General features: G+C 55.2%; 24 protein-coding genes and 1 pseudogene. 19 read left to right on the top strand and 6 right to left on the bottom strand.

The genetic code is table 11. The features are described from left to right. The 4 genes and pseudogenes from DWW51_RS08530 to DWW51_RS08515 form a co-directional block, all read left to right on the top strand. Window positions 1-826 (top strand): acyltransferase family protein (locus tag DWW51_RS08530; RefSeq protein ID WP_147344073.1); only part of this gene is annotated, 826 nt, incomplete at its 5' end. Window positions 827-1,167: 341 nt separating this feature from the next. Further along, a complete protein-coding gene (gene rfbA, locus DWW51_RS08525) occupies window positions 1,168-2,067 on the top strand; it encodes a glucose-1-phosphate thymidylyltransferase RfbA (RefSeq protein WP_117774207.1) in 900 nt (299 codons plus the stop codon). 23 nt (window positions 2,068-2,090) lie between these two features. Then, window positions 2,091-3,114, top strand: a pseudogene (gene rfbB / locus DWW51_RS08520) (dTDP-glucose 4,6-dehydratase). 13 nt (window positions 3,115-3,127) lie between these two features. Further along, window positions 3,128-4,582, top strand: a complete 1,455-nt coding sequence (locus tag DWW51_RS08515) for a sugar nucleotide-binding protein (RefSeq protein WP_117774206.1) — start codon at window positions 3,128-3,130, stop codon at window positions 4,580-4,582. Between the two features lie 227 nt (window positions 4,583-4,809). On the opposite strand, the gene DWW51_RS08510 is transcribed toward DWW51_RS08515, so the two are convergent. Continuing rightward, window positions 4,810-5,001, bottom strand: a complete 192-nt coding sequence (locus DWW51_RS08510) for a hypothetical protein (RefSeq protein WP_147344071.1) — start codon at window positions 4,999-5,001, stop codon at window positions 4,810-4,812. A 360-nt stretch (window positions 5,002-5,361) separates the two neighbouring features. On the opposite strand from DWW51_RS08510, the gene DWW51_RS08505 reads away from it, so the two are divergent. From DWW51_RS08505 to DWW51_RS08485, 5 genes are all read left to right on the top strand, one after another. Beyond that, entirely contained in the window at window positions 5,362-5,820 is a 459-nt protein-coding gene (locus DWW51_RS08505; RefSeq protein WP_117774204.1) for a Panacea domain-containing protein, read from the top strand. Then, the gene (locus DWW51_RS08500) at window positions 5,817-6,539 is read left to right on the top strand and encodes a hypothetical protein (RefSeq protein ID WP_117774203.1); all 723 of its coding nucleotides are present in this window, start codon (window positions 5,817-5,819) and stop codon (window positions 6,537-6,539) included. Before DWW51_RS08505 ends, DWW51_RS08500 begins: the two co-directional genes overlap by 4 nt. Next, on the top strand, window positions 6,536-6,760 hold the full coding sequence (locus tag DWW51_RS08495; protein WP_117774202.1) for a hypothetical protein: 225 nt from the start codon (window positions 6,536-6,538) through the stop codon (window positions 6,758-6,760). The genes DWW51_RS08500 and DWW51_RS08495 overlap by 4 nt, the downstream gene beginning before the upstream one ends. 208 nt (window positions 6,761-6,968) lie before the next feature. Further along, window positions 6,969-7,241, top strand: coding sequence for an ATP-binding protein (locus DWW51_RS08490; protein WP_117774201.1), 273 nt, complete (start codon window positions 6,969-6,971; stop codon window positions 7,239-7,241). Between the two features lie 140 nt (window positions 7,242-7,381). Next, the gene (locus DWW51_RS08485) at window positions 7,382-8,509 is read left to right on the top strand and encodes a hypothetical protein (protein ID WP_117774200.1); all 1,128 of its coding nucleotides are present in this window, start codon (window positions 7,382-7,384) and stop codon (window positions 8,507-8,509) included. Window positions 8,510-9,072: 563 nt separating this feature from the next. Here DWW51_RS08485 and DWW51_RS08475 read toward each other — a convergent pair. After that, complete coding sequence (locus DWW51_RS08475; protein ID WP_117774198.1) at window positions 9,073-10,362, bottom strand: hypothetical protein; 1,290 nt, start codon at window positions 10,360-10,362, stop codon at window positions 9,073-9,075. Window positions 10,363-10,928: 566 nt separating this feature from the next. Here DWW51_RS08475 and DWW51_RS08470 point away from each other — a divergent pair. From DWW51_RS08470 to DWW51_RS08455, 4 genes are all read left to right on the top strand, one after another. Continuing rightward, entirely contained in the window at window positions 10,929-11,519 is a 591-nt protein-coding gene (locus DWW51_RS08470) for a hypothetical protein (protein ID WP_147344069.1), read from the top strand. A 136-nt stretch (window positions 11,520-11,655) separates the two neighbouring features. Beyond that, entirely contained in the window at window positions 11,656-12,354 is a 699-nt protein-coding gene (locus DWW51_RS08465; protein WP_158566204.1) for an RNA-directed DNA polymerase, read from the top strand. Window positions 12,355-12,548: 194 nt separating this feature from the next. Then, entirely contained in the window at window positions 12,549-12,884 is a 336-nt protein-coding gene (locus DWW51_RS08460) for a sugar nucleotide-binding protein (RefSeq protein ID WP_231501621.1), read from the top strand. Window positions 12,885-13,019: 135 nt separating this feature from the next. Next, entirely contained in the window at window positions 13,020-13,331 is a 312-nt protein-coding gene (locus tag DWW51_RS08455; protein WP_117774195.1) for an IS3 family transposase, read from the top strand. 10 nt (window positions 13,332-13,341) lie between these two features. Here DWW51_RS08455 and DWW51_RS10495 read toward each other — a convergent pair whose 3' ends face one another. Beyond that, window positions 13,342-13,500, bottom strand: a complete 159-nt coding sequence (locus tag DWW51_RS10495; protein WP_158566205.1) for a helix-turn-helix domain-containing protein — start codon at window positions 13,498-13,500, stop codon at window positions 13,342-13,344. Window positions 13,501-13,859: 359 nt separating this feature from the next. Between DWW51_RS10495 and DWW51_RS08445 the strand changes: the two genes are divergently transcribed. Further along, window positions 13,860-14,699: a serine protease gene (locus DWW51_RS08445; RefSeq protein ID WP_197032231.1), complete on the top strand. Its 840-nt coding sequence runs from the start codon at window positions 13,860-13,862 to the stop codon at window positions 14,697-14,699. A 208-nt stretch (window positions 14,700-14,907) separates the two neighbouring features. Here the strand turns inward: DWW51_RS08445 and DWW51_RS08440 are convergent, their stop codons facing one another. Then, on the bottom strand, window positions 14,908-16,275 hold the full coding sequence (locus DWW51_RS08440; protein ID WP_197032230.1) for a P-loop NTPase fold protein: 1,368 nt from the start codon (window positions 16,273-16,275) through the stop codon (window positions 14,908-14,910). A 422-nt stretch (window positions 16,276-16,697) separates the two neighbouring features. Here DWW51_RS08440 and DWW51_RS08435 point away from each other — a divergent pair, with 422 nt between their 5' ends. The 3 genes from DWW51_RS08435 to DWW51_RS08420 all read left to right on the top strand — a co-directional run bounded on the left by DWW51_RS08435 (window position 16,698) and on the right by DWW51_RS08420 (window position 19,304). Further along, entirely contained in the window at window positions 16,698-17,681 is a 984-nt protein-coding gene (locus tag DWW51_RS08435) for a hypothetical protein (protein ID WP_117774191.1), read from the top strand. A 265-nt stretch (window positions 17,682-17,946) separates the two neighbouring features. After that, window positions 17,947-18,309 (top strand): hypothetical protein, encoded by a 363-nt coding sequence (locus DWW51_RS08425; RefSeq protein ID WP_117774189.1) that lies wholly within the window; start codon window positions 17,947-17,949, stop codon window positions 18,307-18,309. A gap of 2 nt (window positions 18,310-18,311) precedes the next feature. Next, window positions 18,312-19,304, top strand: coding sequence for a hypothetical protein (locus tag DWW51_RS08420; RefSeq protein ID WP_117774188.1), 993 nt, complete (start codon window positions 18,312-18,314; stop codon window positions 19,302-19,304). A gap of 249 nt (window positions 19,305-19,553) precedes the next feature. On the opposite strand, the gene DWW51_RS08415 is transcribed toward DWW51_RS08420, so the two are convergent. Continuing rightward, entirely contained in the window at window positions 19,554-20,330 is a 777-nt protein-coding gene (locus tag DWW51_RS08415) for a transposase (RefSeq protein ID WP_197032229.1), read from the bottom strand. 272 nt (window positions 20,331-20,602) lie between these two features. On the opposite strand from DWW51_RS08415, the gene DWW51_RS08410 reads away from it, so the two are divergent. Together DWW51_RS08410 and DWW51_RS08405 are read left to right on the top strand one after the other, a co-directional pair. Next, entirely contained in the window at window positions 20,603-21,718 is a 1,116-nt protein-coding gene (locus tag DWW51_RS08410) for an ATP/GTP-binding protein (protein WP_117774187.1), read from the top strand. Next, entirely contained in the window at window positions 21,711-22,508 is a 798-nt protein-coding gene (locus tag DWW51_RS08405) for a hypothetical protein (RefSeq protein WP_117774186.1), read from the top strand. Before DWW51_RS08410 ends, DWW51_RS08405 begins: the two co-directional genes overlap by 8 nt. 27 nt (window positions 22,509-22,535) lie before the next feature. Here DWW51_RS08405 and DWW51_RS08400 read toward each other — a convergent pair whose 3' ends face one another. Next, window positions 22,536-23,348, bottom strand: a complete 813-nt coding sequence (locus DWW51_RS08400; RefSeq protein WP_197032228.1) for an ATP-binding protein — start codon at window positions 23,346-23,348, stop codon at window positions 22,536-22,538. Between the last annotated feature and the right edge of the window lie 251 nt (window positions 23,349-23,599).

The raw sequence follows: 23,599 nt of genomic DNA, 5'->3' as shown, positions 1-23,599 counted from the left end.
CGCCGAATGCTCGCCATCGAAATTTATCGATGGCCTATTTCAGACTGTAATGGGTCTTCGACGCCGCATTAGCAAGGTTGCCGGACCTTATGCGTTCTGGAGCGTTATCTATCTTGCGGCGTTTCCCCGCCCTTCATGGGCGTCTGGGTTTCTGGCGTTCGCCGTGGGCTCCGTATCGGCTCAGATGTACTATCTATTGGTCTATTCACAGCTTGTGCTGCTTACTCCGGTACTGTTCAGGCTCCTTTCACGGTATAGGTTCTTTGTCTATTGTGTGACACCGGCTTGCTTGCTTCTAAGGGAGCTCGCTGCCGTTGCCGGTATCGCATTGCCTCTAATACAGGTTTTCTGCCCCATGTGGCTCATCTTTTATGTTTTCGGTCTCGACTGGAGGCGTTGGGCTGCGCTCATTGAAGGACGAACCACTCAGCTTGTTGCAGTGCTCTTTATATTTTTAATAATTCAGGAGGTCGCAGGCTTCTGGTGGTATTTGACTGGCGATTTCAATATGGCCACAACTCAGCTTAAGCTCGGTTTTGCCGCGACCTCTTTAGCTGTGATCGCGCTTCTTATGGCGGTTCCGGGATCATTCAAGTCGCGATTATCTTCTACTTTGCTTGTTGACCTTGGGAACGCCTCTTTTGGAATCTACCTCTGCCATATACTTGTTCTCAAGGCCGTTTGGAAACTGCTTGGATTATTCGTCATTCCACTTGGTGTTTCGACATTTGCTGTTTGGGCGCTAACTCTTGCCGGATCTTATTCGCTTGTATCACTTTGCGGTCGTTATTTGCCCGAACGAATTCACATCATTGTGGGATTATAAATTGATTTTCGATACTGGCGCTTTTCATAGCGTTGAAGCAAAGTGAGTCCATTACCAACATTTGGCACGCGATCATCGGTGAAGATACCGGACTTCCTGTTTTCGAACGAGAAGATGACTTTTTACTCAAAATGGCTGATTGGATTAACCAACCTGAAATAACCGGAATCAATCTCCCTTGGTCGAGCATTGAAAAATGGAAGGGGCAATTCAGGTAGCCATATTCCGCAGTCATTACCTTGCCTATTTCGTTAAGAATGAGGGGGTTTAGCAAAATAGGATACCCAAGTCTTATTTATCACTCGATCTAAAGCGCATTTCGATTGTAGAGGACAGATTAAATGAAAGGCATCATTCTCGCGGGCGGGTCCGGAACACGCCTGTACCCGCTCACGCTCGTGACCTCCAAGCAGCTGCTGCCGGTCTACGACAAGCCCATGATCTACTACCCGCTGTCCACCCTCATGCTGGCGGGCATCCGGGACATCCTGGTCATCTCCACGCCGACCGACCTGCCCAACTTCGAGCGCCTGCTCGGGGACGGCTCGCGCTACGGCGTGAACCTGTCCTACGCCGAGCAGCCGAGCCCGGACGGCCTGGCGCAGGCCTTCACCATCGGCGAGGACTTCATCGCCGGCGAGCCGTGCGCGCTGGTGCTCGGCGACAACATCTTCTACGGCAACGGCCTTTCCCGCCACCTGACGCGCGCCGTCCAGAACGCCGAGTCGGGCCGCGCCACGGTCTTCGGCTACCACGTGGACGACCCCGAGCGCTTCGGCGTCGTGGAGTTCGACGCGCTGGGGAGGGCCGTCTCCATCGAGGAGAAGCCCGCCGAGCCCAAGAGCTCCTACGCCGTCACCGGCCTGTACTTCTACCCGGGCGACGTGGCCGCCAAGGCTCATGAGGTCAGGCCCTCGGCCCGCGGCGAGCTGGAGATCACCACGCTCAACCAGATGTACCTGGAGGAGGGGACGCTGTCCGTCGTCACCCTGGGCCGCGGCTACGCATGGCTGGAAACCGGCACCATGGAGAGCCTCCACGAGGCCGCGGAGTTCGTCCGCGCCGTGGAACACTCACAGGACCTGCCCGTGTCCGTGCCCGAGGAGATCGCCTGGGAGAACGGCTGGATCACGACCGAGGGGCTCACGGAGGCCGCGAAGGCCTACGGCAAGTCGGTCTACGGCCAGCACCTGAAGAAGGTCGCCGCCGGCGAGATCGTCAACAGCCCGCGCGAGTACTAAACGATTCAATGGGAGATACAGATATGTCTGAAGAGCTCTTAGAGCCCAGGAACATCATCGTCACGGGCGGCTGCGGCTTCATCGGCAGCAACTTCGTGCACCACGTCGTGAACAACCACCCCGACGTGCACGTCACCGTCCTGGACAAGCTGACCTACGCCGGCAACCCCGAGAACATCGCGGGCCTTCCCGCCGACCGCGTCGAGCTCGTGGTGGGCGACATCTGCGACTCCGAGCTGCTGGATAGGCTCGTCCCCGGCCACGACGCGATCGTGCACTACGCCGCCGAGAGCCACAACGACAACTCCATCGCCGACCCGGAGCCCTTCCTGCGCACCAACGTCGAGGGCACCTTCCGCCTGCTGGAGGCCGTGAGGAAATACGGCGTCCGCTACCACCACGTCTCCACCGACGAGGTCTTACGGCGACCTGGCGCTCGACGACCCCGCGAAGTTCACCGAGGAGACGCCCTACAGGCCGAGCTCGCCGTACTCGAGCACCAAGGCGTCCTCCGACATGCTCGTGCGCGCCTGGACCCGCACCTACGGCCTGCGCACCACGATCTCCAACTGCTCCAACAACTACGGCCCCTACCAGCACGTGGAGAAGTTCATCCCCAGGCAGATCACCAACATCATCGACGGCGTGCGCCCCAAGCTCTACGGCCGCGGCGAGAACGTCCGCGACTGGATCCACACCGAGGACCACAGCTCGGCCGTCTGGGACATCCTCACCAGGGGACGCATGGGGGAGACCTACTTCATCGGCGCCGACGGGGAGAGGGACAACATCACCGTGCTGCGCATGATCCTTGCGGCCATGGGGCGCGACCCCGAGGACTTCGACTGGGTCGCCGACCGCCCCGGCCACGACCGCCGCTACGCCATCGACAGCTCCAAGCTCCAGCGGGAGCTGGGCTGGAGGCCGGCGCACACCGACTTCGCCGAGGGCCTCAGGGCCACCATCGACTGGTACGTCGCCAACGAGGCCTGGTGCCGCCCGGCCAAGGAGGCCACCGAGGCCCGCTACCGCGCGCAGGGGCAGTAGGGAGAGCAGAGACATGGCAGACATCGCATTCGAGAAGGACCTCTCCGTCACCGAGACGGGCATCGGGGGCCTGAAGGTCGTCGACCTGGCCGTCCACGGCGACAACCGCGGCTGGTTCAAGGAGAACTGGCAGCGCGCCAAGATGTGCGCGCTGGGCATCCCCGACTTCCGCATCGTCCAGAACAACATCTCCTACAACGACAGCCGCGGCGTCACCCGCGGCATCCACGCGGAGCCCTGGGACAAGTTCATCTCCGTGGCCCGCGGCTCGGTCTTCGGTGCCTGGGTGGACCTGCGCGAGGGCAGCGCCACCTACGGGAAGGTGTTCACCTGCACGCTCGACCCGTCCAGGGCCATCTACGTCCCGCGCGGCGTGGGCAACTCCTTCCAGGCGCTGGAGGACGGCACCGCCTACACCTACCTGGTGGACGCCCACTGGTCCCTCGAGCTGAAGAAGACCTACACCTTCGTGAACCTCGCCGACCCCGAGCTCGCCATCGAGTGGCCGATCCCGCTCGACCGGGCCACCGTCTCCGAGGCCGACCTCAGCCACCCGATGCTGAAGGACGTCGTCCCGATGGCGCCGAAGCGCACCCTCGTCACCGGCTGCAACGGCCAGCTGGGGCATGCGGTGCGCAAACTCGCCGAGGAGCGCGGCGTGGCGAAGGACTTCGACTTCTGCGACATCGACACCTTCGACATGTCCGACCCGGACGCCTACGCACAGTACGACTGGTCGCTCTACGGCACCGTCATCAACTGCGGCGCCTACACGGCGGTGGACAGGGCCGAGACCCCCGAGGGCCGCGCGACCGCATGGAAGGCCAACGCAACCGGCCCGGCGCTTCTCGCCCGCACCTGCGCCGGGCACGGCATCACCCTGGTCCACGTGTCCTCCGACTACGTCTTCGACGGCACGGCCGAGGTCCACACCGAGGAGGAGCCCTTCAGCCCGCTGTCCGTCTACGGCCAGACCAAGGCCGCCGGAGACATCGCCGTGGCCGGCTGCCCGCGCCACTACATCATGCGCAGCTCCTGGGTCATCGGCGAGGGGCACAACTTCGTCAAGACGATGAAGGCGCTGTCCGACCGAGTCGCCGACCCCGAAGACGGGCTCGAGCAGGTCACCGTGGTCGACGACCAGCTGGGCCGCCTGACCTTCACGCGCGACATGGCAGCGGCCATCTTCCACGTGCTGGACGCGAAGGCCCCCTACGGCACCTACGGCTGCACCGGCTCCGGCGCCGTCAAGTCCTGGGCCGACATCGCCCGCGCCGTCTTCGAGGCCGCCAACGGCAACGGGGACAAGGTGGTCCCCGTCAGCACCACCGACTACTACGCAAATGCCGCCGGCCCCATCGCCCCGCGCCCGGTCCACTCCGCGCTCGACCGGTCCAGGCTCGAGTCGGTCGGCTTCCGCATGCCCGACTGGGAGGAGGAGCTGGGGGAGTACCTCAAGACACTCTAGCCGCTCTTAAATATGCGAGAGTCAAAGCCGCCGTTTCTTAACGGCGGCTTTTCTTTTGCCTGGCATAAAGTCCAGCCGCGACAAAAACGGCGGCGGTCGCCAAGCTTATTGCGAGCCCTGCAGATCACTGCGGGCGGCAGAGTTGGCGTAGAGCTCGGTTCTCGAGGGTGGCTGCAGGCTGCCCGAGAAACCGAGATTCACCTGGAATGCCGTCATTCTGATCAATGTCAAGCCGCCTTCTTGCCGAGAATCGGGTTTTCGGCCACGCCGAGCGCGATGATTCCGACCGCGTGCTCCGCGGCGGTGCCCTCGCAGGCGGGCTCGGGCGCGTTGGCCTTGGCGCCCTCTTCGGCCCTGCCGATGGAGTCGTCGACGGACCGGCGGCGGCCGGCCCATTCCTCGTTCGTCTCGGCGTACACGGCGCCTATCATCCCGATGGGCGACTTCCCCCGCCAAGGAACGCCTGCACCGCGCGGCTGCGGCGCTTGAGCCCGCGGTTGGCGCGCTCCTGCAGGTTCGAGCGGAAGGAGGTGGAGTGAAGGGGAAGACGCGAAATGGGCGTTGGGCATTGCGGTCACGACGCTTGCACTTGCGGCGTTCCTGCCGCTCGTGTCGGTCGTCCTGGTGCTGAGGCCGTTGAAGACTAGTGGCGCGTCCGAGACAGAAGTCACCGCTGGAGGGGCCGTCCGTTTATTGTCCGGACGAGCTGAGATGCTTTTATCACGATAAGCGCAGATAGGAAGTAAATCACTGGTATGATTTGAAAAAGGAGGAAACAGATGAAAGTCCAAATTGGGACAGTGTACAGCGCGATGGAAATCGCCGAGTATGCTGTCAACAGGCGATATCGCCACGGCACGCCCATCAGCAATCTTCAGCTCCAGAAGATCCTCTACTTCCTGCAAGTCATATACGCGAGCGAGACCGGTGAGCTGCTATTCGCCGACCAGTTTGAGGCATGGCCCTACGGCCCTGTCATCAGAGATGTCTACGTTGAGTTCTCTGACTGCGGCGGCTTCCCGATAAAACGCGAGTTCGACACCGAGATAAATGATTCCATCCGCCCGTTCCTGGATGCGGGGGTGGACACGCTCGCCGAGAAATCCCCATGGGAGCTCGTCAGGATCTCACACGCCGAGGGGTCCCCGTGGGACATCATCTTCAATCGGAAGCGCCTACACAAAGGAATCATCCCAAATGAGCTGATCATGCAGTGCGCTAGCGAGGTCTCTGAGTGACCGAGCAAGACTATGCAAAGGCGGCCGAAAACTTCGGAAGGGTCCTCTCTCTGCTCACCAGCAAAATTGGGACTCTTTCGAAGCCGCCCCTGAAAGTTCCCCCAATAAACGCAGGCAGCGACGACGTAGAGAAACGCAAGGCTCTGCGCGACATGCTCGAATCCCTCGCCAGCACGGATGATGCCGCGGTGCTCTCTCAAGAGGACATCCGCCGAGCCTCGAACTTCTTCGCAAAGCTATATGGGGGGAGCGAGCCCTATCGCCATAGATATGCCGGCATCTGCGACCTGGTGTTCAACGCACTCGGGCATTCCTCTGGGGACCTGGACGAAGGGGTCCCCTATTCGGTCAATTGCCTCGCCGAGAACATTCGCATTATCCATGGGCACCTGACGAAGCAGGGACTTTGTAACCAGGCAAAAAGTGTCCTCAAACTCGCCGACCACATCGACCTGGAAAAGACGAGGCTGAGCCACGATATCGAACAGCAGCAGGCCATGCGCGCATTCAAAGCGGCAATCGCCGAAGTGAAAGCGGAAAGGGACGTGGCGGACCAGAAACGCGCGGAGCTGGAAAGGGAGTTCGACGAGCGCCTCGACAAGACGAGGATGGAGTACATCGCGATTCTCGGCGTCTTCGCCGCGGTCGTACTCGCGTTCAACGGCGGCGTCGGCTTCTCCACGTCTGCGATGGCCGCGTCGGCATCGACAGCGGCATGAAGGCCCTCGTGTTCCTGACCGCGCTGGTCGGATTCGTCCTCATCAACACAGTGTGCATCCTCCTCGTGTTCATCTGGAAGATGTCCTTCAACCATCGGAATGTCGAGCTGGGAAAATGGCCGAGGAACTGCCTGATCGCCGCAGACGTCATCCTCGTGGCCATCATGGCTGCGATGATGGCGCTCTCTCACCCTGGACTCAGGGCATTCATCGGGTTGTAGCCCAAACGTAGCGCCAAGGGCCGTCTCGGAGGACGGCCCTTCTCATGGCGACACATCTAGGAACATAGCCGTGCGGTCATCCTTCGCCGCATGGGGCACTGGGGAGCCGTCCTTCGAGGCGGCTTCCCGCTTTTCGCGGCGGGGCGCGATTGATTGAAGGTGGGCGCCTGTACGCTGACGAGCCACTGGCGAACCCGCACCACGAGAGATACTGCTCAGGAAGTTCGGCAGGTACGGCCTGCTCGTGATCGACGAGTGGCTGCTGAACAAGCCAGACAGCCTGTTCAGGGCGATGTTCCTCGAGCTCATGGAGCTGAGCTACGGTTCGTCCTCGACCGTCTTTTGTACACAGTACAGGCCGAAGAACAGGCACGCCAGGCTGGGCGGCGGGCTTCACGCCGAGGCGATCATGGACAGGATCGTGCACGGCACCGTCTGGCTGGAGACGGGGGACGTCAACATGCGCGACATATACGGCTGACGGTACTGAACGGACACCGGCGGTACCGATTCACGATACCGCCGGTACTGTCCCGCAATATTCACGGTACGGAAACGCGCAAATACTCATTACACTATTTTTCTCCCAGCAATCGCATTTTCACACGAGGAGAACAAGTCATGGAATTGAACGCCAGCAACCCCTCTAATACGATGGATAGACCATTAATTACATATTATTCTGAACTAGGAACAGTATCAAAAGGGACTTTGGACGATGAACCTGATGGCTTCTATGTGTACAGCCTGCCGTCGCAAGATCTTTTATACGATTCCTTTGACAGCATTCAGGAGCAAATCCATTCGAGATTGATCGACCTCGACAATCTCATCATCGAAAGATTGTTCGGAAACCAATCGACGTACTATTCCATCATCCACTTCTGTCCGATTGCAATATCAGAGGGCGGCTTCAGTCCCGAAATGACTTTCGATAGAGATTCGTTCGCTGGTTACGCCAAACGCTTCTCATTCGAGGAGGCGCGAAGGCTCATCTATTTAGACGATCTAAGGTATTTATCCGAAAGCTTTGGCAAAACGTACGATCAGGCCGTGGGCTCACTGAGGATGGCATTCTGCGCACTAGGGGAAATCGAGCCCATTGGAAACATCTCGGACGGAGTATTCAAGGTATCCTCTCCAAAGTCTCATTCAATGATGAGAGAAGTGGAGTCGTTCATAATTTGGCTGAATTCTTCATTGGATATTCTCAGCCATCTGCTATTTGAGCTGGACCGGATTCCCAATCGATTCGAATCCTTCAAGAAAATCCGATCAGACAAGTCGGCCCTATATTCCAAATTCAGGTCAAAGAGTCCGCACTCTGGCGACGAAGGCCATATATGCAACGACTTTCCCGAAGCCGTGTACTTAGAAGAACTGAGAAACGAGATCGTCCATAACAGAGCTTTCGAAAATTCAGCGACCTGCTACATTAGCCTCGAGAATGGCATCGTAAAAGAGCGCTTCTTCCTCCTGCCGGATTCAAATGAAAACGGCAGGTTGCCAAGGTGGAATGGAAGATGCCGATTCTACTCGCAAGAAAATAAAGGAACGGAGCGCCTTTCCTCGCTTTACCGAGAGATATCGATTCGAATATCGAATTCCCTGGATTACGCTATTGATGATCTTTCGGAAGAGATCAGCGAGATGCGCTCCAGCGGCGAGCTCAAGGTGATGAACCCCAATGCAATAGAGGAGGCCATCGAATCATTTCGTGTCGCAGCCATGCCAGCCACCAGCAAGTAATGGAAACCGCCGCATTGGGGTTCATCAGAGGAGGTTCATCTCGGCACATTCTGATATCAACGAAGACGATATCAGAAGCGTCTCGGAGAAATCGTAGAGGATGCTGGAGACTTCTCCCGTATCTATCCGTGCCAAAGATTGAAGAGATGTTCAACGCGGGATTCGGCTTCGCTGCCTGTGCATGCGCTGCCCCGCGTGGGATATCCGCCGCGCGACCGCCACGACTTCGACCCCGAGGTGCTTGGCCAGGTCAAGCGCGGGCACCGCGACGGCGCTCAGGAGGGGGTCGGATATTGTTAGTATACGCGGCTTGCCGACGTTTATGCGAGCAATATCAACCCGAAGAAGTCGGAGGGCTCTCTCCGGCAAATTTACTTGTTTGAGGCGCGGGACAGTGGCGCCCCGAGCTGCTGAAGCCATGCTTGATCCTTGTCCCCCTAGGGTCTTTTCAGGGGTTGTTCCTTTTTAACGGGAGCGTTGGAGGTAGCCGCTTTCATCAAGTACTTGTTCGTGGCACGCGAATTGCTGTGCGCTAGTCACTTCATACCGTCGTTCTTTTTTCGTTATTCGTACCGCTTGATGAACCGGTCGGTCTCGTCGTACGAGAGGTAATCGGGTTCGCCCGTTCCGATTCTCCAAGCGATCTCTCGGGCTTTCGCTATCATGGCCGCTGTTGCGGCATCGGCACCTTTCGGCATCTTTGCATGTTTGATTTCTATGCAGCCGCCCGTGACCTCGGGGACGCTCCTGTACATCCAAGTTTCGCCTATGGGTACATGGACGTCGAAGAAGTTCCACTCGAACTCGGTGTCCTCAACCGTCCTTGAGGGGAAGTTCGGATGCAAATCCCAATGCTCGGAGAGAGCCTTCTTGGCACGATTGAGGACGACACCCATTGCCCAATTGCCTGTTCTTTTGTAGGCAGGACCCTCCTCTGCGTGCTTTTCGGCAGTCGCCATCGCGTTCCAGATGAGCGAGGTGATCTGTGCGGGCGAGTATTCTAGGAGCATGGTGTCGAGCAGAGTTTCAAACTCTTCGCGCTTCGGCCCCTCATACTCGTAGCACGCATCGTCAAGCTGGACATCGAGGTAGGCTAGAACGAGACCTTTTGCGGTTCGCAGCCAGTACTCGCGCTCACCCTGACCAAGCGCGACGTATTCGCGATCACCTTCGACGATGATGGGGTTTCTCTCGTGGGCAGTGTAGCCTTTCAACTTGATTGCAAAGGGCACCTTGTACCAATAGAAGCTGAAGCCGTCTTCCTCTTCCTCAAACCCGCTCAACCATTTGTCGAATGCTGCGGTTGGTTGAATGTACCCCTCGCCCCTGAGCGCCTTACAGGCGTCGATGAAGCCAAACAAGAGCGGTTGGTCTGCGATGGGCCCAAGGTAGGTATTGCCACCCCCGCCTCTTACTTCGATCAGGACCTCGAATACTGTGCTCGTGAGGCTATCAGGATTGCGCTTGGCCCATTCGAACTCTTTCGGCTCAATTGAGAAAGCACGACGCAGCCTGTGCTTCCGCTCAAACTCTTCGAGCTCTCGCATTGCTTGCTGTCTAGTTTTACCGCAATTTGGGCAGAAGACCTGATCCTTATAGTACGAGTCCGCCGAGACGTCCTTGATGCCCCTGCTGATTCTAGGCGCAAAGAGCGCACCGCCGCAAAGGGGGCAGCCATCGTCCAGCTCGATCATAGGGAACAGCTCAACGATCTTCTTGTCTGTGAAGCTCTTCGGGAGGTCATAGAGCTCCCTCAGATCATTCAGTGAGAGGCCAGAGGTGTAGTAGGCGTCCATAAGCTCGTTGACGTTGTCCTCGCCCAGCTCTGCTCTAACTTCGTCAACTCTTGACATATGCTCGACTTTCTTTCGATCAACGGAGGTTTATACGTGCCATTTTATGATATAGCCATGCGTCTTACGGTGGCGCTTTGATAAGAGGAAGGTCTCGGGCAGCGTTAGATCGTCCGAGACCGGGATGTCGCCGCTAGGCTGTGGGCAGCTGCTCTGTATTTGTTGACACTAAGGCCTCAAGCATCTGATGCCAATGTAAGTTTCGATAACTCTCTTTCAGGTAGGCTATATTTCTGATCTGATGCGATCGCGTGATTCAAGATAGCATTTCGGGTACAAATAAATTGCTTTACGCATTGGCGTAAAGGTGCGTTATCGCCGTCAATAGCGCAAACGACGAAATTCCGACGTTCGCACTATTGATGCCGACGTTGCCTGCGCATAGCTGGGCAAGGGCGCTGATGATCATATCGGTTATCTCCGCATCTCCATCTAGTATGCCATAGGCAAGCATTGGAATGGGCGGCCGCATTGCGTTGGTGAACTCGCTTCACCTCATGTTAGCCTGCTCGGTTTGGGTGAGCCGCTCCTATATACCGAGCAGGTTGATTAAAGGCGGTGAGCCCGTGAACGATTTCGACCCGTCTCGTATTCCAGGGTATGCGACAAAGAAGAGCTACGCGCATTTCGATTACCGTGTTGCATTCAAGGATGTCGAGGCGAGGGTTTGTGATGCAGATTTTATTCAGCGTCACGCATTTCTTCCCTTAATTGCGAATAAGCTTTGCCATGTGAGATTCTGGGACGGCAAGAAAACCCTGAAGACGAGAGATATCGCATATGCATCTCACTTGGATCACAGGATTTTTCAGTATTATGCGCTGCAATGGGGCAAGTTATATGACCGTCGTGCCTTAGAAACGGGCATCGGCGGCGTTGCTGCAGCTTATCGAAGCGGATTTCACCTCACTAATTACTCTGTTGCTGCAGATGCAATCGATGCCATTCGCAGGCAGGGGGATTCGCTAGTTATCACGGGAGACTTCACCCATTTTTTCGATAACCTCGATCATAGTTACATACGCAAGGCCGTTAGAGGGTTCTTTAACGAGGGCATGCTTCCACCGGACCATTACCAAGTCCTGAAAAACAGTATTGCATTACTGCTATTGGCCTGTTGGCGATTTGGCGAGAAGGAACGGGCTTTGCTGGATTGATCTTCAGCCAGACGACCCGTTCACGTTTGGCAATTCTGCGTCCAAAGTTCGATTCAAGGCGTTAAGGAGCCTTAACAGGCTACCGCGCATCTTGACACCTGCGGAGTTTTCGGCTTGCAAGGATTCTTCGATTGTTGTGCCCTGGAAAGAAAGGCATGATGCGAGGGGCATTCCCCAAGGACTGGCAACAAGTGGCGTGTTGGCGAATATGTATATGTTTGATATCGATGCCCAGATTAACGCGTGTGTTGCCAGCGTAAATGGCAGGTATATACGATATTGCGATGATTTAATCATTGTCGTCCCAGCCAAGGATCTCAAAACAGCAAGCAAAGCTCTTGCTTTGGCACAGGGAGTTCCTGCAGTTGAACTACAAGATGAAAAAACCAAAATCCACCGTGTAAACGATGGGAAGGTCGAGCAACTTTCATTTGATGCATTGCTCGCAGGAGAAATGGAAGTTGTGCGAACCGCGCATCATGCTGGAAATCATGTTTCGTTTTTGGGATTTGATTTTGACGGTAAAGATGTCCGAATTCGCCAATCTACGGTCGGCAGGTTTTACAGCAGGTTTTATCGTGCTGCTAAATCAATCGGCAGGCTGGCTGACAATCCGGACAAGCATCCGAGTAAGAAACGCGTAAGCGCATTGTATGAGCATTACTCTCCGAAGGGGAGCAGATCGAGTGACAAGCGAGGTGCTTCGGACCCAAGCTGCTACGGAAACTATCTTTCATATGTGGCAAGAGCTCAGAAGGCATTTCCGAATGACCCCATTAGCGGCCATGTTTCCAAGATGTATAGGAAAATTAACAAGGCAACGGGTAGGGGCTGATGCTAGCTTAGGTGCCGTAAGTGACAGTAAAGCTGTAGCTAAATCAAGGACTTCGAAGCTGTCTTTGGAGTGGGCTGCATCTGATTTCATTTTATTGGATAGATTTAAGGATGAGCCAGTCGCGTCTTCTTCGCTGTGCTCACGGTCTTCAGTCCGTCTCGGCTGCATGGTGAGGCTCGACGGTGTAGAAGCGCGTGAACGAGATCCTGACCTTCACGCGCGACATGGCCGCGGCCATCTTCCACGTGCTGGACGCGAAGGCCCCCTACGGCACCTACGGCTGCACCGGCTCCGGCGCCGTCAAGTCCTGGGCCGACATCGCCCGCGCCGTCTTCGAGGCCGCCAACGGCAACGGGGACAAGGTGGTCCCCGTCAGCACCACCGACTACTACGCAAATGCCGCCGGCCCCATCGCCCCGCGTCCGGCCCACTCCGCGCTCGACCTGTCCAAGCTGAGTCCGTCGGCTTCCTCATGCCCGACTGGGAGGAAGAGCTGGGGGAGTACCTCAAGACGCTCTAGTCGCTCTTAAATATGCGAGAGTCAAAGCCGCCGTTCTTTAACGGCGGCTTTTCTTTTGCCTGGCATAAAGTCCAGCCGCGACAAAAGCGGCGGCGGTCGCCAAGCTTTTTGCGAGCCATGCAGATACTGTCGAGGGCAGCCTCACGTGGTGCTCGTGGGGGAAGTCGAGGTAGGCAGGGGGTCGGAATTCGACAACGCGACGCTCGACGAGCCCTTTAAGGTCTTCGGCAGAACCAGGCCGCGCTCGAAGATGGGCTGCCCTTTCGACAGCGCCGTCGACGAGTCTGCCAACAAGACGTTGAAAGCTGAGTTCCTGTGCCGGGAGCAGTTCGCGAGCCTGCGCGATCTCCAGTTGAAGTTGAACGACTACGTGTGGTGGCACAACAAGGAGCGGATGCACTCGACGCCGGGATACATGAGCCCGGTCGAGTTCCGGAAGGCAGGCCTTAGTCTCTGAGAAAAATGTCCTAAAAATGGTCGCCAATCCACCCTTTCACCTCGCGAGACATGGTGGAGACGTCGCGCGAGATCGTTCGCGCTATCTCGCGGAGCAAATCCGCCCGGTCGAGCCCCTCCTCGATCCTCTGCCTGTCCAAAAACGTCAATTGCCTGTATGGTTGCGCCATGGCCTTCCTTCCTTTCTTTTGCGGCTTGCAGGTGTGGCAATCGGCAACCATGGGGGAAGGAAGGCCGTTCGTGCAATCGTGCCGCATGCTCAAGCCAGAAGGCTTTCAAGTACGGCATTGGACGTACGAGGGACTTCAAGACCAAGCGCAACTGTTGCAGCAAGTCTTGTTGGTTGCAGTTAGTATTGCGGCTAGAATAAAAATTTAGGTTCAAGAAATGGGGTGCGGTTCACTCTTGGCTTCTGTGTGGTTTTCGGCGGGATTCGGAGTTTGTTGCATTTAATGCGACACCGGTGTATCGCGCCGACGTGGTATTTCAATGCAACGACAATGGCATAACATTTAGCAAGGAGGGCATGGTGGATTTAGCTGAGAAGCTCATGTATGTTACGGTGCAGGTGCGGTGCGAGCTTGAAGGCGGAGGTTTATCCCAGGGAACCGGTTTCATCTTTACGTATTCCAAAGGGAATCGTTCGCTTCCGGTACTTATTACCAACAAGCACGTTGTTTGCGGTGCCTCGAAGACGCGCCTTGCGATTCCTTACGTTCATACCGAGAACGGTATCGACGAGAGGCGATCGTTCTGCATCACCGTTGATGGTGGCGAAGCGGTCTGGGTCAAGCACCCGGATGACTCTATCGACTTATGCGCTCTTCCGCTCCAAAGCGTTTTCGACCTTATGTTGCGGCACGATTCTGAAGCGCACCATGTTGCGCTCGACGAAAGCATCATCCCGTCGCAGGCGCAGCTTGATAAGCTGAGTCCTTTTGAAAACGTAATTATGATTGGTTATCCAATCGGGTTGATTGACGAGGTTCACAATGCCCCACTTATGCGAAAAGGCATGACCGCAACGCATCCACGATACGATTACAATGGGCAGTCGATTTTTCTGATTGACTGTGCCTGCTTTCCGGGTTCGAGTGGCTCGCCTGTTTTTCTGCTTGACAATGGGCCTTATGTCGAGGATGGAGTCCTTACCTTCGGGATGCAAAGGTTCAAGTTCCTTGGTGTGATGTTCTCTGGGCCCGTGCAGCGTGCCACCGGTGAGGTTGACGTGATTGCTATTCCGACGACACAGCGCTTGATTGCAACTACGGGCATTCCCACAAATCTCGGAAACGTTATCAAGGCCAGAAAGCTCACCGAGCTTGGCGATGTTTTTTGGAAGATGGCCGAATCGGAGCTTGCGGAATGAGGTGTGGCCGGGAATATCCGGCCCTTGTTATCTCCGGTTTAACCTTCATCCTCCCATGGTTCTGGCGAGATTAGTGATTGTTTCGCAAAATGCTTCACCGCACGCCTTGGGAGACAATGAGCGAGTAGTTCCTTACTGTAACATCTCCCGTGTCGTGCCCATGCGCGTGCTGGTGGGTCGTACTGAACGTATTCGTGCAAGGCGCTGTTTAATTGTCTATTTCCGCGATAACGTTCTCGGGGAATGTCAAGGTTCGCAGCGTCTTCTTGTCGAGCGAACCCCATATACTAAGTATCTCTCTGCTTCGTTTAAGCCTCGGGTCATCATAGTTGTCGAGGAAGATTTCCGCGCATAAGTCTTCGATGTATGATTTTCGAATGCCATCAGTCGGCTCAGCACCTTTCTCGATGTATTTGCGCTCTCCTTGTATGGCGCGGTCTAGATACTCCATGAATTTGTCGTTCTCTTTTGCGAACTCAAATACACGATCGAAGCATTTTCCGGTTTTGACCTGCTCCCATTGTTCGGGCGCGTATTCCGCCATTGCTAGGAAGGTCGGCAAAAGCGCATTCCTTGAGAACGCGATTGGCCAGTCCCCTTGGCAGTCGGCGTCGTTCCTTATGTAGGTCGCACCTTGTTTGAGCTTGTCGATGAATCGGTTGCAATCGCGAAGGCTTCCTCTGTTTTGCTCAATAAACCGTCGGGATATTTTCGTGAAACAGTATCCGCTATGGATGTCGACTCGCTTCGCTTCGAGGTACGTAATTGGATTGATTCGGGGCAAATCGAATCGGTAGTCACAGAAGCGTTGAAGGTATCGCTGACAGTCGTAATTCTGGCCATAGACCCCTTGGAGTGAGTAGGCAAGTTGCGTTCTGTCCGTTGAATAAACGACCACGATGTTATCTTGAAGGAAAAGAGACTTTGTTTGCTCGAGTAGCTGCATGGCGAATTCCGGCCGACACCTGTCGAGCTCGTCTATGAAGAGCACAGCCTTGTTGGCGACTTCCGGCAGAAGCGCTGACACGAGTTCCTCGGTTTTTGCCCTCAGCTCCTGCCTCTTTCTGAACGCTTCAAGGAAATCGCTCCCGCTGATTGCCTCGAGGAGCTTTCCTGCATTCAGGCCCTTTAAAGACAAAGCGCACTCTATTGCCCCTGCTGCGATATCGGAAACGTTTCTCTCCTGATTAACCTTTGTCTTGTCGGCCATAGTTGCTATGGTTGCCAATAATGGGGCAATCGGGTCGTTGAAATGGTCGTTTTCCCAGGCATTGAAGTATATTGGCAGAAAAGGATCTTCATTCATCTTGGTTATGAGATTGCTGTCGAAAATCGATGTGTCCGATGGGGCATTTGCGTCGATGTGCGGGTTTCCGAAGCGCAAGGTTTCGATGATTTGCTTGACGAAGAAGGTTTTGCCTGTTCCCCAAGGGGCGTCTATGAAAATAGAATAGGGCCCGTTCACGCTGTAAAGTAGATGGATAAATTGGGCGACAATTTCGCGGCGACCGAGTTGGTCGTTTTTTAGCAATTCCCTGGCGAGCTCGCATGTGGGCTCTTCGTCTAATCGTTTCATATGTGCTCTCTTTTCCGTGGTGTTGCTGGAGGAGGTGCTCATTTCATTGCTAGTATTATCGCACAAGCGTTCGTTACGATTGTAAGCGGCTTTATTAATAAACGAGGCGGCGATGGCTCTTGACCTTAGTTTGCATTGGCGGGGACCGTGGAGGCTGTCTCTCGTTGCCGAGACCGTTGGGACGATTCCTTCCGCAATCATTACGGCGGCGGCCGAAGGTGCTACGAACTCGTTTCTCAAACAATACGGTATGCAATAGGCTCGGCTCTTGCCCTTGTGTAAGAAGTGGCATGTCAGAGGTTTCTCAAGTCCTTTGAACAATCGCGTGGCACAAGCGTTTCAGAGCTCCGGAGTATCATCTTCGGAGCCCCTTTGTTTTTCTGAGCTTGGCTCGTTCGAATGTCGTGTGTTAGGAGCTAACTTTGTCTGATGAACAACAGAGCGGTGTTTGCTCAGAGTCTAGCGATTACAAGCTTGCCAAAGCCGCCGCCCGCCCTGGCGCCATCGTGAAGCTTCCTCTTGGCACGCCGGATGCCATCTGGGTCGCGAGCGCCCCGCACCTCGAATTGCTCGCGCAGATCCAGGAATCCGTGCGCGCCATGACCGAGCAGTTCACCAAAAACCTCGAAGGCCTCTTTAGCCATGCCGCCCAGATTAGCTCGCTACTGAGCTCCCAGCTCGGCGTCCTTGACGAGTTCCGGGAGTCCGTGTGCTCGAACCTAGTCCCCTTGATGGAGCGGCTAGCGGAGATAGGCGCTTCGCTCGACTGGGAGGCCATCCTTGAGGATTCGCGGCGTTGGGGCTCGTATGGCTGGGCAATCACGAACGACCAGTTCACCTACAACGCCCCGCCGCGCTGTCCCTCGTCGCTGGAGGAGGCCGATGCCGTCTACCTCTCATTTCTCGATGTTGATGCCCTTATTGCTGGCCTTGAGGGCAGCGTTGCCAAGAAAGTCGACTTTCGCGAGGCCGTCGAGCTCTTCCGCGAAAGGCACTATAAGCCCTGTGCAATGATGCTTTGCTCGCTCATAGACCGAGAGCTATTTCGCGCATGCTGTGGGCCAAGACGAGATGAGGGGGGCAAGCATAAACAAAGGTCTTGGTCTCGCGAGCTGAAAAAGCTGAAAGGTTCGCTTTCAGATGGAAGTGACGCTGAGCTCTCCGCCATGGCCATTTCGATAATCGACTTCGCCAACATATGCGAGGCCGTGGACTACTTCTTCAGGGCGGGAGATGACTTCAACCGCGAGCGAGAGGGCGAGCTTAACCGAAACTTCCTCCAGCACGGCATGATGTACAAGCCGGTCCGACGCAAGACTTGCATCAAACTCTTCGTACTGCTGGATGCCGTGAGCTCGTCGCTTCCTGACGCGTTGGGATATGTCTCTGACTTGGCCAAGGGTTAGACCGGCAATTTCATGAGGCTTGGACGCCTCGGCTCTCTTACCGATGAGTATCCATCAAGCTCAACGGACCAATGACGTTTGAAATAAGCGGCGCTACTATTAGGCTCCGCCTGCGCGGCGGCCATCGCCTTCGTCAGTGTCTCGGCTGTCTCGCGCTTGGAGTCAATGTTCACGTGGGTGTAGATATCCATGGTGTCGGCGGAGGTGGGGTGATGCTCGGCGAGATCTTAAGTCTAGATTAAACATGGCTAAGGAGGGGGCTCGATTGATCATCAGTGGAGTCCAATGGGTGGCTGCAACTCTCATCGGGCAAATGGATAACCGTGAATATGCATCAATTATATTGATAGGTCTTCTTGCGATTTATCTTCTGGCTAAGGGTAAGTTATTAAGTGTTATTAAATCGCTTACTGTTGTTATCAAGCTTGCGCTAAATCCCAAAATACTGATTCCTGCGCTCATTCTTATGACGTACTCTGCTTTTTTGATATACATCGCGTTTGAATGCGGGTTTTGGAATACAGGCATCTTGCTGGATACGATTCTTGAGGTTGTATTTGTTGGGTTTCCCTCCATATATATATTGCTTCTAAGGCAACATCGGTCACTTCAATTAAAAACGAATTGATTGTGCCCGAGGTCAGCTTTGGCGCACTAATGTCTTTCTATATCAACTTGGTCTGTTTCCCGATTCTATTTGAAGTTGCTCTTCAAACAGTCTTTTTGTTTTTTGGTATTGGCTATGCCCTATTTTCATCCAGACGTGATGTATCCAATCTACGCTTATTTGAAAACATGAGGGCTTTTTTGGGCATCATTGTTTTTGTCGCAGCAACGGTACTGCTCTCAAATGCTTGGTCCTCTATGGACTGGGGCGATGAATTAAGCTCGCTATTTCTTTCAATCTGGTACCCAATATTCATCGTGCCCTATGTTCTCGCGCTTGCCTATTATGCCTCGCTTGAATCGATGCGCATGCGTATTAACGTTTTGGAAGAAAACCTGCCTACAAAGGAGTTTATTAATATCGCAATAGCGTTGTTTCCAAACTTTCGATACATCAGACATTTCAACGGATGGAATGCCCATGAGTATCTTGAATGTTTAAAACCGTCTGAAAAAGCTTCCTACTTGGCTGATTTTAAGCATGAGGTCGACACGGTCGCAGCCAACGCTGACGCTAAAGTTAAACGGTTTGAATCGGGTAAAGGGAGGAGCGGGTTCGATGAAGATGGGATATGGTTTGACTGGACATATCTGGAAGAGATGAAGTCCTTTCTTTGGACAATTGCAAGTTTGGAGAATCAGCGCTGGATGGAATCCGGTGCCTATTCGTCCTTGGACGAGGCGTTTAACCGCTTCCTGCCTAACGGTTGCAACGGATCGTTGTTGCTTTCCCGTGGAAAGGATGCATACGTCTGTTGGGCAATCAATCCATCAGGTTTTGTGTTTGCTACCGGTTCCAGAGATGGTGCTTTTCCTTCCATGAAATACGAGGGCGATCGCTGCCCAATTACTGAGGGTGCGGATATACTCTCCGAGTTTGTTGATGACAACGGGGATGCTGATTCGCAACTTAAAAACTGGCACTTCAGCTTTTATATCGATAGATCGTACTTGTGATTACGCTTGAGGATGGATTATTTAACGATGCTATTCTCTGAGCTAACAAATTTTTTTTTCGCAAATTGACAACCCTATGACGGAACACGATCTGCGCTCCGCCATAGGGTTTTTGCTGCTAAACATCAAATCATTGACGAGGGGGTGTTCCTATAGTTTTGTCAACGGTTTTCTCCGTTGAGCTACCTAGATTCTCTCCATGCTGGCGCCAGCCCATCGGCGCGGCAGCTCTCTTTCATTTTTGCGGGGCTAGGCCGCGTAGGGGGCCTTGTCTCGCATGACCGCGTAGATCACCTTCAGCCTCTTCCTCGCGACCGCCTTCAGCGCCTCGCCGTGGCACATCCCGCGGCCCCTGCACGCGCGGTAGTACTCGCCGAACCTGTTCGCGCTTCTCGTCAGCGAGTTGCATGAGAATATGAGCAGGTTCTTCAGCCTCCTGTTCCCCCGCCTCGATGCAGCCACCGACGCTATCGAGGTCCCGGACCTGCGGTTCCTCGGGGCGATGCCGCAGTACGAAGCCAGGTGGTCGTGGTCGGGGAACGACGATATGTCGATCGCTATCGTCAGCTCCGACGCCGTCCTCGGCCCGATGCCCGGGAACGTCAGCAGGCACGCGTAGGTGTCGTCCGACTCGAGCAGGGACGCGATCTCGGCGTCGAGGCGCGACGCCTCCTCCATCGCCTCCGATATGCGCCTCGCAAGCATCCTCACCTGCGGATTCTCGGCCCTCACCATGACCTCGGAGGGCCTGGTCGACGAGGCTATCGCGGTCCAGGCGTCCGCGCGCGCCGATCCGCCCGCGCCCCGCATGAGCGCGGAGAGCGACGCCCTCCCCGCGTCCGCCACGCCCCAGGCGCCGCCGAGGCGGGCGAGGACGCGCAGCCACCTCGGGTCCGAGGGGTCCACCAGGGCCTCGAACGCCGGGCAGGATTCCAAGAGGATGGAGCGCAGCCGGCCGTACGCGGGCGCCCGATCGGCGGCCCTTTCGGGCTTGCTTGAATCGTATCCGACACCGGGGAAATACATCAACGGGGTATCGAATAGCTCATTTCTGACTGTAATGGGGCACAGGCCGATATTAACGTCGACCTAATTTAGCCCCTACTATTGAACGGACAATTTTAATTACTAAAGATATGACTGGACTACAGAATCGGTTGGACAGGTCCGGTGCACATCGCGTACTTCCGTAGTTTTTCTTCGGAATACCCGTAGTAAAATTACGGGCAAATTGACCGATTTGCTCAGCTGCTTTATCCTGTGTTTCAAATAGCCTTAGAAAGCAGAGGAGCTGTGCCATGCTCAAGAAGTTTTCGGTTTCAAATTTCAAGTGCTTCGATAAGCGAATTACATTTGATCTATCCGATCCCGCTAACTATTCATTCAATCAACAGGTGATTCAGGATGGCGTTAAGGCAAAGGGCATCATTTATGGCGCGAATGGCAGCGGAAAGTCCAATTTCGCCCTCGCGATATTCGACATCGTTCTGCATCTGACCGACAAGGAAAAGCTGCTCAAAAAATACTCGCCATACCGGTGCCTTGATTCAAAGAGCTCAATCACAGAGTTTCAATACGATTTTGTCTTCGACAATATCGAGGTCGTATACCGTTACGGGAAAACCGATCCACAGACGCTTGTATACGAGAGCCTGTGTATTGCTGGCGTGGAGGTCTTGAGCTACAGGTTCGACGCTCAAACGGGCCATGTTGACCTGCCGGGCGCCGAGTCCCTCTCGCTTTCTACAGATCTCCCCGCTGAGTCCGACAGGCTGTCGCGTGTCAAATACGTCAAGAGCAATGCAATGCTGCGAGATGAGCCGTCTGCCAGGGCGTTTAGAGCCTTCACCTCCTTTGTCGACAACATGCTGATGTTCTACTCGCTCGATGAGCGTGGATATCAGGGGCTTTCGGTTGGCTCGGATATCTTTACCCAGGGCATTATTCGCGAGGGAAAGATGGAGGACTTCCAAGAATTCTTGCGCCAGCAGGGAATCTCCCTGAACCTCGTATCCGTGGACGTGAATGGAGTTCCCGAGCTTTATTGCAGGTTCGAAGGCGGCACCGTTCCGTTTGCGTCGGTTGCCTCGACGGGCACCATGTCACTTGCTCTGTACTACTACTGGTATATCAAGATGAGCAAGGCTTCCTTGGTCTTTATCGATGAATTCGATGCCTTTTATCACTTTGAATTGTCCCGGTCGATCGTGGAAATGCTGCGGGACCTCGAGGGTGTCCAGGTTTTCATTACGACGCACAACACGGACCTTTTGACGAACGACCTCATGCGGCCCGATGTCTATTTCATTCTCAAGGAGGGGGAGATTCGCTCGCTGGAGAAGCTAACGCCCAAGGAGCTCAGATTGGCCCATAACCTCCAGAAGATGTTTAAAGCCGGTGCTTTCGATGGCTAGCCCGGTCACGCTTTTCATCGTTGAAGGGGAGTCGCGCGACCTGCGCTTTGCGGAGAAGATGAAAGAGCTTTTTCTGAAAGGGAGAGATGACCTGAGGGTGATCTGTCTGCCAGCGGCGCAGAACATCTATATGCTCTACGAACGGCTTGCAGAGGAGGACTTCGATCTGGATGTTGTGGAGGTGCTGAGGGAAACGGTGCCTTCTGCTGCAAAATGTCTAGAGGGCGTGGAGCGGGATTCTGTTGATGAGGTCTTTCTCTTCTTTGACTACGACTCCCATCAAAACAATGCGCCTGGATGCGAGTCCGATGCCCTTGTGGAGGCAATGCTCCTCGCATTCGATAACGAACACGAGAGCGGAAAGCTCTATATAAGCTACCCGATGGTCGAGGCGCTGTACGATTATCGCGCGGGGCAGTGCCAGGCGCATTCAGGCTGTTTTGTTGACAACTCTGAAATCGCTCAATATAAAAAGATCTCGGGGGAGGGAAACGTTAACGTGGGGAAGCACATGGAGCTTCTCCAATGGAAAGACGCAATCGCTGCCTTCGTATTGAGATGCAAATGCCTGCTTGATCTCGATGAGGTTTCATTTGGGACTTATCGGGAGCTGGTTACGGTCGATGCGATTTTTCGAGAGGAGAAAAGGATGCGGAGCGAGGACGGTTCGGTGTTTGTGTTGTCGGCTTTTCCAGAGTTTCTACTCGACTACTTTGACGATAAGTTCTTTAATTCCATGGCCCCGATGCGCCACCTTAAGTTCGATGATTGCCCCCGAGAAAAAGGATGAGGCGCAATTAATCTCGCGCGCAACCGATTAAAAGCAAGTTTTATGTTTCCCAAAGCAGGGGAAGTGGTCGCGGCTCGCTTTTGTTATGCCCGCCCGGACGGAACGCAAAGTGGGCAATTGCCTCAGAGACACATCGTTACGCCAATTCGTATCGCAATGTGCGACCCCGCTGTGCGTTGCGATTTGCCCCCTATCCACCATCTCTTTCAGTATGCGGCCGGCCGTGGACTGGCCGATCCCGAGCAACGCCCGCGCTTCCCTTCGGGTAATTGAGGGGTGCTCTGCCAAGAACCGCAGGATCTCGTCCTCTCGGGAATGGGAAGCAGCGGGCGCCTGCTTGCTGTTTGACGCGGGCGTTTCCGCTGCCGTTGCTGCGAAGTTCATGTTGGGCAGAACGATTTTGAATGCGTTGTTCGTGGCCATGATTTGCGGCTGAGAGGCCGCATCCGCGTAGGCCCCCATGATCTTCCTCATCCCCGTGCCGTATGCCTCGATGAGCTGCAGGCGATAGAAGACGTTGGCGAGATGCGAGTTCCGGCAGGCAGAGATGCCCATCATCAAATCCTCCAGCTCCAAGCCGGGCAGAAGGCCGCCGACTGACACGAACTCGATCCTGTCGTCGTAGACGCTGATCAGCGTGCTGGCGCGGAAGGAGTAGTCCCTGTGCACGAGCGAGTTCAGCAAGGCCTCGCGCACGGCGACCTCCGGGTAGTCCCTGGTGTCGACGCGCAGCAGCTTTTGGAAAGTGGCATGGGTCCGGTTGTGGAAGTCGATGTAGTCGTAGGCCTCGTCGAGCTGCCGCATGAGGGACCCGGAGAACTCCCGGCGATCCTTGAACACACTCTGGTCCGTCCCCTCGAAAACGGCCGCTTTGACGGTGTGCAGGCACTGGTCGGACAGGAGCAGGCCGAGGTTTGTGTAGAGACCGTCCGATGAGGTTATCTTCAGGGTCTGTATCTGCGGCGCGCCGAAGGGGATCTTTCGTGTCTCCTACCCATATTCTGACCATTTTTCTAACCATGGTGGTTAGTAAAATGGTCAGAAATGACGACTTTACCGCGCCGCTCGTTGGGATTGTGCCAAGGATGTTC

The organism is Collinsella sp. AF15-51, from assembly GCF_003462845.1.
Lineage (GTDB): Bacteria > Actinomycetota > Coriobacteriia > Coriobacteriales > Coriobacteriaceae > Collinsella.
The sequence above is the reverse complement of the archived record's forward strand: the minus strand, read 5'-3'. Positions and strand labels throughout refer to the sequence as shown.